Origin of the sequence: Xylanibacter rarus (genome assembly GCF_001275135.1) — a bacterium.
Taxonomy (GTDB): Bacteria; Bacteroidota; Bacteroidia; order Bacteroidales; family Bacteroidaceae; genus Prevotella; species Prevotella rara.
On sequence record NZ_LFQU01000007.1, the window covers coordinates 33,988 to 46,458 of the forward strand.

General features: G+C 37.2%; 10 protein-coding genes and 1 pseudogene. All 11 read left to right on the top strand.

All coding sequences use genetic code 11. The annotated features are described in order from the left end of the window. Nucleotides 1-23: 23 nt before the first annotated feature. The 11 genes and pseudogenes from ACU52_RS05270 to ACU52_RS05320 all read left to right on the top strand — a co-directional run bounded on the left by ACU52_RS05270 (nt 24) and on the right by ACU52_RS05320 (nt 12,460). Entirely contained in the window at nt 24-311 is a 288-nt protein-coding gene (locus tag ACU52_RS05270) for an HU family DNA-binding protein (protein ID WP_021854947.1), read from the top strand. Continuing rightward, the gene (locus tag ACU52_RS05275) at nt 311-1,774 is read left to right on the top strand and encodes an HU family DNA-binding protein (protein ID WP_053398021.1); all 1,464 of its coding nucleotides are present in this window, start codon (nt 311-313) and stop codon (nt 1,772-1,774) included. Before ACU52_RS05270 ends, ACU52_RS05275 begins: the two co-directional genes overlap by 1 nt. Nucleotides 1,775-2,188: 414 nt before the next feature. After that, nucleotides 2,189-3,184 carry an AAA family ATPase gene (locus tag ACU52_RS05280; protein WP_053398022.1) on the top strand — a complete coding sequence of 332 codons (996 nt, stop codon included), beginning with the start codon at nt 2,189-2,191 and terminating at the stop codon, nt 3,182-3,184. Beyond that, nucleotides 3,184-4,053, top strand: coding sequence for a DUF58 domain-containing protein (locus ACU52_RS05285; RefSeq protein ID WP_021854944.1), 870 nt, complete (start codon nt 3,184-3,186; stop codon nt 4,051-4,053). The genes ACU52_RS05280 and ACU52_RS05285 overlap by 1 nt, the downstream gene beginning before the upstream one ends. Before the next feature lie 40 nt (nt 4,054-4,093). Then, nucleotides 4,094-5,161: a BatD family protein gene (locus tag ACU52_RS05290; protein WP_021854943.1), complete on the top strand. Its 1,068-nt coding sequence runs from the start codon at nt 4,094-4,096 to the stop codon at nt 5,159-5,161. 13 nt (nt 5,162-5,174) lie between these two features. Beyond that, nucleotides 5,175-6,173, top strand: a complete 999-nt coding sequence (locus ACU52_RS05295) for a vWA domain-containing protein (RefSeq protein ID WP_053398023.1) — start codon at nt 5,175-5,177, stop codon at nt 6,171-6,173. An 18-nt stretch (nt 6,174-6,191) separates the two neighbouring features. Then, nucleotides 6,192-7,208: a vWA domain-containing protein gene (locus tag ACU52_RS05300; RefSeq protein ID WP_053398024.1), complete on the top strand. Its 1,017-nt coding sequence runs from the start codon at nt 6,192-6,194 to the stop codon at nt 7,206-7,208. 29 nt (nt 7,209-7,237) lie between these two features. Next, a complete protein-coding gene (locus ACU52_RS05305) occupies nt 7,238-7,924 on the top strand; it encodes a tetratricopeptide repeat protein (RefSeq protein ID WP_021854940.1) in 687 nt (228 codons plus the stop codon). Nucleotides 7,925-7,950: 26 nt separating this feature from the next. Then, nucleotides 7,951-10,517, top strand: a pseudogene (locus ACU52_RS14710) (BatD family protein). 186 nt (nt 10,518-10,703) lie between these two features. After that, entirely contained in the window at nt 10,704-11,231 is a 528-nt protein-coding gene (locus ACU52_RS05315) for a phosphatase PAP2 family protein (protein ID WP_316936644.1), read from the top strand. 14 nt (nt 11,232-11,245) lie between these two features. Continuing rightward, nucleotides 11,246-12,460: an S-adenosylmethionine:tRNA ribosyltransferase-isomerase gene (locus tag ACU52_RS05320; protein ID WP_053398025.1), complete on the top strand. Its 1,215-nt coding sequence runs from the start codon at nt 11,246-11,248 to the stop codon at nt 12,458-12,460. Nucleotides 12,461-12,471: the final 11 nt, after the last annotated feature.

Consider the following 12,471-nt stretch of genomic DNA (forward strand, 5'->3'; position numbering starts at 1 on the left):
TGATTTAATATGAATGTTTTTGTATGAACAATAAAAGTTTTATTTCTGAGTTGTCTCAGAGAATGGGATATACGCAGGATGATACCCAAAAAATGGTGAACACAATAATAGACTCCATGAATGATTGTTTTCAGAAAGGGGATGTTGTGTCTATTCCTAAATTTGGTACTTTTGAAGTAAAAAAACGTCTTGAGAGAATAGTCGTAAATCCGGGAACTAAACAACGCATGCTTGTTCCTCCAAAACTTGTTCTCGGTTTTAAGCCAATAGCATCTCTTAAAGAAAAGGTTAAAAATGGAGGGCAGGGATAATGGCAAAGAATTCGGTACAGGAAATAGCTGCTGTGATAGCAGGCAAGCATGGGTTGTCGCAGCAGGATGCTGAGGCTTTTGTCTCTTCGTTTTTTGATTTGATAAATGAAGGTCTGCACAGCGAAAAAGCAGTTAAAGTAAAAGGATTAGGCACATTTAAAGTTATTGATGTTCGTGAGAGAGAAAGTGTAAATGTAAATACAGGAGAGCGTGTGTTGATAGAGAGTCACGCCAAAATAACTTTTACTGCAGATCCTGTTATGCGCGATTTGGTGAATAAGCCTTTTGCGCAGTTTGAAACTGTTGTGTTGAATGACGGGGTTGAACTTGAGGATATGGCAAAGGTACAAGCTCCTGATGATTCTGATTTGAAAGATGACGGCATTGATGATGTTGATTCTGAAAATATAAGTGATGATGTTGATGAGACTAATTCTCAGGAAAGTAATACGGAATCTTTTAATATCATTAATAGCAACTACGATTTGCCTCAATTTGAGCAAGGTCGGTCGGATAACCAGGATTGTATTAGTAGCAAAGATTTAGAAGAAGAGACTGCATCTGGAAATACAGAAAATTCTGCTAGACCTATAAGTGGGCAAAATGACGACAAGGATTATTCAGAGCAGAATGCAGGTGGTCTGAATGATGATGATATTGCTACTGATTCAAAGCATGTAGATTTAGTTGGTGAGGATAAAAATGAAGAGGAGACAGGGGCGTCAATTATTTGTGATAATGAAGATGAAGTAGGTTTGCAAAATTGTGTACAAGATTCTGAAAATGTACTTGAAGGAGAAGTTCAAACAGGACAGACAGAAAATGTTGAAACTGAAAGGTTTGCTAATAAAACCATAGAACAATTTGTCGCAACCGGTCGTATAGACGAAGTTCACGATGATTCTGACGTACAAAAAATACACAGCAAATCAGGCATGGCCTGGTATTATTGGATCTTTTTAATGTTGGTTGTTGCAGCCTTGGCTTTTTGGGGCGGTATCTATTGGAATGAAAGTAATACTAAGCCTGTAATAAAATATGTTACAATAAAGCAACCTCCTGCGTCTGCCAATATAGGTGCTGCCGATACGATGGCGAATAATGATTCTGTTAAATCTGCTGATAATAGGTTGAAGCAGAATTTACATGATTCGATAAACGTAAATAAAAATACGATAGAGAAGTCTGAAAGAGAAGGGAATGTGCCAACAAAACCATCTTCAGCTACTGTTGAAAGAGCGGATTTGAAAAATGCAGCAACTGCAGTCAGAACCGGCGCTTATCGTATTGTGGGCACAGACAGAGTGGTTACGGTAAAGAAAGGCGAGACTTTGAGCAAAATTTCAAGGTTCTATCTTGGTGAAGGTATGGAATGCTATATAATGGTTCATAATGGAACTTCTGATATAAGGGAAGGTATGCGACTGAAAATACCAAAATTGGTGAGCAAAAAGAAGGAATAGTCACGATAACTTGTCTTAGTATTTTTATTCAAAAATAACGATATTGGCAGTTTGGGAGCTGATATGAGTTTTTATAAGATAAGAAGCATTTCTCAATCTGTGTAAATAGTTTTACATTTGTATGAATAGTTAATATTGATTTCTGTCTTGAATCAGTTTTTATCCGTATGGGATATTCTGGGAAAGACAGAAATCAATCTGTTTTGTTGTAATGATATGGTTTAATATTGTCATTCTGAATAATATTGAAGTAGTCTCGTTTGTGCTATTGATATGGATAAAGCGCTTTATATTATAGGCATAATAAAGTAATAAGAAACTTTTTTAATATTATTTAGTCCCAAATTTTCGCACATCAATTCATAATGTAGTATTTTTGCGGGTAAAATAAGTGTAACAATAAAATTTGGAATTATGGCAGAATCTATAGATATCCGCGAGTTGAATATCTTGATAGAACAAAAAAGCTCTTTTGTGGCTAACATCACAGCGGGTATGAACCGTGTTATTGTAGGACAAAAACATTTGGTTGATACACTTTTAATAGGACTACTTAGCGATGGACATATATTGTTAGAAGGTGTACCTGGATTGGCTAAAACACTGGCTATTAAAACATTGTCTCAACTTATCGATTCAGAATACAGCCGTATACAGTTTACTCCCGATCTTTTGCCGGCCGATGTAATCGGTACAATGATTTATTCTCAGAAAGATGAGAAATTTCAGGTAAAGAAAGGTCCCGTATTTGCGAACTTTGTATTGGCGGATGAAATAAACCGAGCTCCAGCAAAGGTGCAGAGTGCTTTGCTGGAAGCAATGCAGGAGCATCAGGTAACAATTGGAAGTACGACTTTCAGCTTGCCGAATCCTTTTTTGGTAATGGCAACACAGAACCCGATAGAACAGGAAGGTACTTATTCTCTGCCAGAGGCTCAGGTTGACCGCTTTATGCTTAAAGTAATAATAGATTATCCTACACTTGAAGAGGAAAAACTTATTATACGAGAAAATCTTGCAGGTTCGCTTCCGAAGGTAACTCCGGTTATCACAGCCGATGATATTGTTGAGGCACGTAAGGTTGTTGAAAAGGTGTATATTGATGAAAAGATAGAACAATATATTGCTGATATCGTATTTGCCTCAAGATATCCTGACAGATATGGACTATCACAATTAAAGGATTTGATCACTTTCGGTGGCAGTCCACGTGCAAGTATTAATTTGGCTAGAGCATCACGTGCATATGCTTTTATCAAGAGACGCGGATATGTTATTCCTGAAGACGTACGAGCAATAGCTCATGATGTTTTACGTCATAGAATCGGTTTGTCTTACGAAGCAGAGGCTACTAATGTTACAAGTGAAGAAATTATAAGTGATATAATTAATAAGGTGGAGGTTCCTTGATGGATACCCAGGACATTCTCAAAAAAGTTAGAAAAATCGAGATAAAGGCTCGCGGGCTCAGCAATAATATATTTGCCGGGCAATATCATTCTGCCTTTAAAGGGCGTGGTATGGCCTTTAGTGAGGTGCGTGATTATCAGTATGGTGATGATATACGTGATATAGACTGGAATGTTTCTGCGCGTTTTCATAAACCTTATGTCAAAGTATATGAGGAAGAGCGTGAACTTACGGTAATGCTTTTGATAGATGTCAGTGGCTCCTTAGATTTCGGAACACAGAAAACAACGAAAAAGGAGATGGTGGCAGAAATCGCAGCAACACTTGCTTTCAGTGCCATACAGAACAACGATAAAATAGGAGTTGTATTCTTTTCTGATAAAATAGAAAAATATATCCCTCCGAAAAAGGGTCGTAAGCATATACTTTTTATAATTCGTGAGATGCTGGATTTTCATCCTGAAAGTAAAAAGACGGATTTGAAAAAGGCTGTTGAGTTTCTCACAAGTGTGTTAAAACGTAGATGTACAGCATTTATTATGAGTGACTTCTACACGCACACCGATTTTGAAAACGCATTAACAATATGCAACCGTAAGCATGATGTAGTTGCTTTGCAAGTATATGACCCACGTGCCAAGTCTCTTCCTGATGTAGGTCTGATAAAAGTTTGTGATGCAGAGACCGGACATGAGATGTATATAGATACGAGCGACAAGCGATTGCGTGATGCTCATTATTCGTATTGGCTCAATAGACAAAAGGAACTAAGTTCTATATTTAATAAAAGCAATGTAGATAATATATCTATTGCGACTGACCAGGATTATGTAAAATCATTGATGCAACTGTTTGCCATGCGTAGTTAATAAAACATGTGCTGCGGTTAAATTGATTATTCATGATTAAATGAAACGTATTATTTGTATTATATCATTAGTGGCTTGTGTCTTAGGCCTATATGCTCAGGTGTCTGTCGAGTCAAAAATAGATTCGATAGAGATTCTTATTGGTGAACAGACAGATGTTGTGTTGACTGTAACAGCCAAGGAAGGAGCTGTTATTAAAATGCCTGTGTTTAAGCCTTCACAGTATATAACGCCAGGCGTTGAAGTGTTGTCTGATTCAAAGGCTGATACTTCACAATTGGATAATAATATTATTAAAGTAACAAAGCGTTATACTTTGACTTCTTTTGACGAGAATCTGTATTATATTCCGCCAATGAAGGTGACCGTTGATGGTAAAAAATATCAGAGCAAAAGTCTTGCCCTTAAGGTGTTGACTGTTCCTGTTGATACATTGCATCCTGAAAAGTTCTTTCCGCCAAAGGATGTACAGAATAATCCGTTTCAGTGGGAAGATTGGGCTTCTCCTTTTTGGTTTAGTGTGTTGTTTGTTCTTATGGGAGTGCTCGCATATTATTTGTGGACACGCCTTAAGGAAAATAAACCGGTCATTGCGCGTGTGAGAATAGTGAAAAAAGTATTGCCTCACCAAAAGGCTTTAAGTGAGATAGAGCATATTAAGTCTGATCGTCGATTGATGTCTGAAGATCAAAAAGCTTACTACACACTTCTTACGGATGTGTTGCGTAAGTACATCAAAGAGCGTTTTGGATTTAATGCAATGGAGATGACAAGTTCTGAGATTATAACAAGACTGCAAAACGAGAACGACAAGAAAATGGTAGACGAATTGAAGGAACTTTTCGTTACGGCAGACCTTGTTAAATTTGCCAAATATTCGACACTTATTAATGAGAATGACGCCAACTTGGTAAATGCAATAGAATTTATTAATACAACTAAGGTAGAAAATCAGCCTGTTGTAGAGCGAATAGAACCTAAACTTACAGAAACAGATAAACGTAATATGCGTTCAAGGACCATCTTGAAGGTTTCGATAATAGCTCTTGTGGTAGTAAGTATTTCGCTTTTGGCTCTTGCAATATATCAAGTTAGTTTGTTGATATAGGAGACTATAAATTATGGAATTTGTCAATAAAGAATATTTCTTGTTGTTGCTGTTGCTCATACCTTATTTAATTTGGTATTTGCTTCATAGAAAGACGAGTGAGCCTACGATGCGCATGAGTGACACACATGCATATCAGTATGCTCCGAAAAGTCTGCGTGTGCGCTTGATGTGGCTACCTATGTTATTGCGCATTATTGTTTTTGTGCTTGTTGTTGTAATTTTAGCTCGTCCTCAAACTCACAGTAATTGGGGTAGTCGTACAGTAGAAGGTATTGATATAATGTTGGCTATGGACGTCTCCACAAGTATGCTTGCTGAAGATTTGAAGCCAAATCGTATTGAAGCAGCTAAGAGTGTCGCATCAGAGTTTATCTCTGGGCGTCCTGATGATAATATCGGTCTTACCATTTTTGCAGGTGAAGCATTTACACAATGCCCAATGACAACAGATCATACGTCATTGATAAATTTATTGCAGAATGTGCGTACAGATATAGCTGCAAGGGGATTGATAGAGGATGGTACTGCAATAGGCATGGGATTGGCAAATGCTGTAAGTCGCTTAAAAGACAGTAAAACAAAAAGTAAGGTTGTTATTTTGTTGACAGACGGAAGTAATAATCGTGGAGATATTTCTCCGTTGACAGCTGCTAATATTGCTAAGAGTTTAGGGATACGTGTATATACAATAGCAATTGGAAGCAAGACAATGGCTCCATACCCTATGCAGGTTGCCGGTACGATTCAGTATGTCAATATGAGGGCAGATGTTGATGTGAAAACCTTAAGCGAGATAGCCTCTACTGCAGACGGACAATTTTATCGTGCAACAAATACAGCTGAATTGAAAAAGATATATAAGGATATTGATAAGTTGGAAAAGACAAAGATGGACGTAAAAAAGTTTTCTAAGAGGTATGATGTATATCAGCCATTTGCATTGGCTGCTTTAATCGTATTTTTATTGGAAATACTGTTGAGATTGACAGTCTTTCGTCGTATTCCATAATAAATTAAATATAAGGTTATGTTCAGATTTGAAAATCCTGCCTTTCTATATTTGCTTATAATTATTCCGGTTATTATCGTAATACGATTTCTGGAGATGCGTAAACGTAAGCTTAAGCTGAAAAAGTTTGGTGATTTGTCCTTACTAAAGCAGCTCATGCCAGACGTTTCGTCATCCCGTAAGTCGTTGAAATTCTGGCTGATGATAGCGGCTTTGGCGTTGTTGATAGTTATGTTGGCACGTCCGCAGATGGGAACAAAGATAAGTCAAGAAAAACGTAAAGGTATAGAAGTTATAATCTCATTGGATATTAGTAACTCAATGAGAGCTGAAGATGTTGTTCCGTCAAGATTGGATAAGAGTAAGATGCTTGTTGAAAACATGGTTGACAATTTTACAAATGATAAAGTTGGGCTTGTTGTTTTTGCAGGTGACGCTTTTATTCAATTGCCTATTACAAGTGATTATGTGTCTGCAAAGATGTTTTTACAGAATACAGATCCCTCATTGATAGCAACTCAGGGTACAGATTTGGCTGGAGCTATAGAGTTGAGCTCAAAAAGTTTTACCCAGCAAGATAAGGTCGGACGTGCAATATTGATTATAACTGATGGTGAAGATCACGAAGGAGGAGCTATTGAGGCAGCAGAAAAGGCACGTAAGAATGGCATTAGGGTTTTTGTCCTTGGAGTTGGTTCAACAAAAGGTTCACCAGTGCCAGACGGTAATGGCGGTTATATGAAAGATAATTCAGGTCAGGAGGTGATATCTGCTCTTAATGAAGAAATGTGTAAGCAGGTTGCTCAAGCTGGTGGAGGCGCATACATACATGTTGATAATACAAGTCTTGCACAGCGCCAGCTTAATGATGAATTAACGAAACTTCAGAAGGGTGATATCTCTAGTGTCGTTTATAGTGAATATGATGAACAGTTTCAGGCCGTAGGAATATTGGTGCTTATTCTTCTGATTATAGAAATGTTGATTCTTGAGCGCAAGAACCCATTTTTCAAGAAGATAAAGCTGTTTAAATAAACAATAGATAAAATCTGCAATAAGTTAATATGATAAAACATCTTTTATTAATTATATTACTGGGGATATCCATAGATTCAATAGCACAGACAGATCGTCAGTTTGTGCGTGATGGAAATCGCTTGTATCACAAAAAGGCTTATGACAAGGCGGAAGTAATGTATAGAAAAGCTATTTCTAAAAATCCAGCCAATTCACAGGCTATTTATAATTTGGGATGTGCTCTTATGATGCAGAGTAAAGACTCTGCTGCTGTAGTGCAATATCTTAATGCGGCAAAAATAGAAAAAAATAAGCAAAGATTGGCTCTTGTATATCATAATATAGGAGTAATCTGTCAAAATCATAGAATGTATGGTGAGGCAATCAAAGCTTACGAACAGTCTTTGCGAAATAATCCGAAAGACAATGAAACACGCTATAATTTAGCTCTTTGTAAAAGATTGCAGAAGAAACAGGGTAATAAGAACAATCAGAACAAGAAGCAAGAAAAGGATAATAAAAATAAGCAGGACGGCAAGGATAAGCAGAACGATAAAGAAAAAGATAAAAATAAAGGTCAGGACAATCAGGCAAAGCCTAAAGAGGAGCAGATGAGTAAGGATAATGCAGAGCAGCTGCTTAATGCTGCAATGCAGAGTGAGAAGGCAACACAGCAGCGAATGAAGAAGGCTTTACAGAAGCCAAGTTCTCGTCGCTTGCAGAAAAACTGGTAATAATGATAAATTAGAAGTTTGTATTTATGAAAAGATATTTATTGATATTACAGCTATGTTTATTCTGTGTAATTGTATCAAATGCACAGAAACTTATAGTTAATGCACCTTCACGTGTTTCTGCAGGCGAAAATTTTAGGTTGACATATACAGTTAGTACCCAGAATGTTAGTGATTTTCGTTTGGGAAGTGTGCCTGAGGCTTTGGAAGTTATAACTGGTCCATACACATCTTCTCAATCAAGTTTTCAGATGATAAACGGTCATACAAGCAGTACTTCATCTGTTACTTATACTTTTATATTGTGCGCTTCAAAGAATGGTACTTTCACAATATCTCCTGCACATGTCGTTGCTAACGGAAGACGGTTAGCATCTAAAGCAGTGAAGATCACTGTTTCAGGGGCAAGTCAAAGTGGTAATGGCTCGCCACGTATGCATGATGATTCTGATAATCAACCTCGTTTGAGAGAAGCCGGCACGCCTATTCAAGGTGGAGATTTATTTATAAAAGTAAGTGCAAACAAGCGACGTGTACATGAGCAAGAGCCAGTCCTGCTTACATATAAGGTTTATACATTAGTTGATTTGACTGAACTTGAGGGCAAAATGCCTGACCTTACAGGTTTTCACACGCAAGAAATACCGCTTCCACAACAAAAGTCATATCATATAGAACGCGTAAATGGAAGAGCTTATAGGTGTGTGACTTGGAGTCAATATGTTATGTATCCGCAAATGACGGGTAAGCTTGAAATTCCGAGCATTACATTTACTGGTACCGTTATTCAGCAAAATCGTAATGTTGATCCTTTTGAAGCATTTCTGAATGGAGGTTCTGGATATATAGAGGTCAAGAAAAAAATTAAAGCACCAGGTGTGACTATACAGGTGGATCCTTTACCAAAACGTCCGGCTAATTTTTCCGGTGGTGTAGGTAAGTTTAACATTAGTGCACAGATAAATAAGAAAGAGATAAAGGCTAATGAGCCTGTGACTATTCGTGTTGTTGTCGGCGGTATAGGAAACTTGAAACTGATAAAGCAACCTGTTGTCAATTTCCCAAAGGATTTTGATAAATATGATGCAAAGATAACAGATAAGACAAAGTTGACTTCAAATGGAGTAGAAGGCAACATGATATATGATTTCTTGGCGGTTCCTCGTAATCAAGGTAAATATGAGATTCCTGCTGTAGAATTTACTTATTATGATGTGTCTACCAACTCATATAAGACGATTAAAACACAGTCATTTAAACTTGATGTTGCTAAAGGTGACGGCAGCGCAGGACTTTCTGCGGATTACAGTGATCTCAAAAACCAGGACATACATCCAATCAAGGAAGGTGATGTGGAAATTCAAGATTTGACAGATATATTTTATGGGTCAACATCTTATTGGGCGATATTGTCAGTGTTGTTTGCCATGTTTGCCGGAGTATTGATTCTTTTCCGCAAGCGTGCTATAAACAATGCAAATATTACAGATTTAAGGAAGAAAAAAGCAAATCGTATCGCAACAAAACGCTTAAAGTATGCAAGCCAGTTGATGGCTGCAAATGAACATGAGAAATTCTATGATGAAGTTTTGAGAACTTTGTGGGGATATGTAAGTGCAAAATTGAATATTCCTGTAGAAAGGCTTTCAAAAGACAATATTTCAGAGAATCTTATGTCTAAAGACATCGATGAGAATACAATTTCGATGTTTATTCATGCTATTGACGAATGTGAATATAATCGTTATGCGCCAGGAGATATAAAAGGTAATATGAATCAGACTTTTGAAACAGCAATGTCAGCAATAATAAAAATAGAAAATACATTGAGTGGCTCAAAGAAAAATAGTTCAAAAAGGTTTCTGGTATTTCTTGTGCTATTTTGTATTTGTGCATCAGTTGGTGCTGTAACAAAGAAGAATGCTGATGATGAGTATAAAAAAGGCCATTATCAGCAGGCAATTAAAGATTATGAGGAACTTTTGAAGAAAGGGCCTAGCGTTGAGTTGTATTATAATTTGGGCAATTCGTATTATCGTACAGACAATATAACTCGAGCAGTTTTGAATTATGAACGCGCTTTGCTGTTGGCTCCTGGAGATGCTGATATACGTTTCAATCTTCAGATGGCACGTTCAAAGACGATTGATAAGATTACGCCGAAGTCGGAGATGTTTTTTGTGACATGGTACAAGTCGTTGGTTAATCTTGCAAGCGTTGACCAATGGGCAAGTATTGCTATCGTTTGCATTGTTGTTGCATTAATTTCTGTTTTGATTTATTTGTTTGCTCCTAAACTTGTGTTGCGTAAAGTTGGTTTTTATAGTGCTGTCGTATTTGTTTTGGTTTTGTTTTCAGTAATATTTTTGCTTATGAGCAAAAGCAGATATTGACAAATAGAACCGGAGCTATCGTGATATCGCCATCAGCTGGCTTGCGTAAGACCCCTGTGGCAAACAGTGAGGCAACGGTCATAGTCCATGAAGGCAGCCGTGTTGAGATAATAGATGACACCATGAAGGACTGGAAGCAGGTTGAACTTGAAGATGGACGTGAAGGGTGGATTTTGAATTCACAAATAGAACGAATATAAGACAAATAAAGTTATTAATTGATTAAATGCAGACATTAATAGAGATAGACCGCGAAATTCTTTCCGTTTTTTAATGGAAGCGAATCATTGTTTCTTGACAATCTGGCTGTAATCCTTACGTCAGGATTGACATGGATACCGCTTTATCTCTCTTTATTATATGTTGTGATAAAGAATAATGAGACGATGAAGCAGATAATGCTTATTGTCGGGAGCGTTATTTTGTGTATAATATTGTCGGACGGTCTTACGGATTTTATTGTTAAGCCTTTCGTTGCACGTTACAGGCCATCATGGGATCCTTTCGTAAAATATACAATTGACATAGTTAATGGGATGCGTGATACTCAGTATGGTTTCTTCTCGGCCCATGCTTCAAATACATTCTGTATAGCAATGTTTTTCTCATTGCTTATACGTAATAGAACATTTACTGTGGCAATTATATTGTGGTCTTTGGTAAATTGTTGGACGAGAATGTACTTGGGACTTCATTATCCTGGAGATATAATTGTAGGTCTTACATGGGGAGCAATCGTTGGAATGATTGTTTATTTCTTATATATTAAAGCATATCTACGTATGCATCCCGGGTTTAATTATATTTCCACACAATATTCTTCAACTGGATACAACTATGTTGATATCAACATTGTTGTGTTAGTTTTAGTTTTAACATTGGTTTATTCCATAATAAGAGCATTGATATTTTAGATTTTCACAAAAAGATGGATACAAAACATATTAGGATTAAGGATTTTAATTATGATTTGCCAGAATCACGTATAGCAAAATTTCCTGTTGCCCAACGTGACCATAGCAAACTTTTAATATACGACAAAGGTAAAGTTTCTGAAGATGTCTTTTATAATATAACAGATTATTTGCCTAAAGGCTCGCTGATGATATTTAATAACACACGAGTTATCAAGGCTCGAATACATTTCAGAAAGGAAACAGGAGCCATTATTGAAGTTTTTTTACTTGAACCGGCTGAACCTGCTGACTATGAGCAGATGTTTCAGACAAATGGTTCATGTTCTTGGCTTTGTCTTGTCGGTAATCTTAAGAAATGGAAAGAAGGGGCGCTTAAGCGTGTCTTTGATATAAAAGGAACACAAGTAACGCTTACTGCAACTTATCGTCAGGAACATGGGACAAGTCATTGGATCGACTTTGCGTGGGATAATAAGGATATAACATTTGCGGATATTCTTGAAAATGTAGGTGAACTGCCAATACCGCCATATCTTAAACGTGATACTCAAGAGAGCGACAAGGTTACTTATCAGACGGTGTATTCAAAGATAAAGGGCAGTGTTGCTGCCCCAACCGCCGGTCTGCATTTTACTGAAGATGTACTTAAGGCAATTGATGATAAAGGTATTGAGCGTGAAGAACTTACTCTTCATGTTGGAGCCGGAACGTTTAAACCTGTAAAGAGTGAAGAGATAGCCGGACATAACATGCATACCGAATATATCTGCGTGCTTAAATCAACATTAAAGAAGCTAATAGAGCACAATGCATGTGCTGTGGCTGTTGGTACGACAAGCGTAAGAACTCTTGAAAGTCTTTATTATATAGGTGTGCGTTTGAGCAAAAATCCGGATTTGAAAGAAGAACAGTTACATATAGATCAGTGGGAGCCTTATGAAACACAGACAGACTTGTCGCCTGTAGAGGCTTTGCAAAATATAGTAGACTATCTTGACCGTAACGGACAGAATTCTTTCCATGGAAGCACACAGATAATCATTGCTCCGGGTTATGAGTATAAGATTGTAAAAATGTTGGTCACCAATTTCCATCAGCCTCAAAGTACTTTACTTTTGCTTGTCAGTGCTTTTGTGCATGGCGACTGGAAAACTATATATGATTATGCCTTGAGCCATGATTTCAGGTTCTTGAGTTATGGTGACAGTTCTTTGTTGATTCCTTAACATAATAAAAA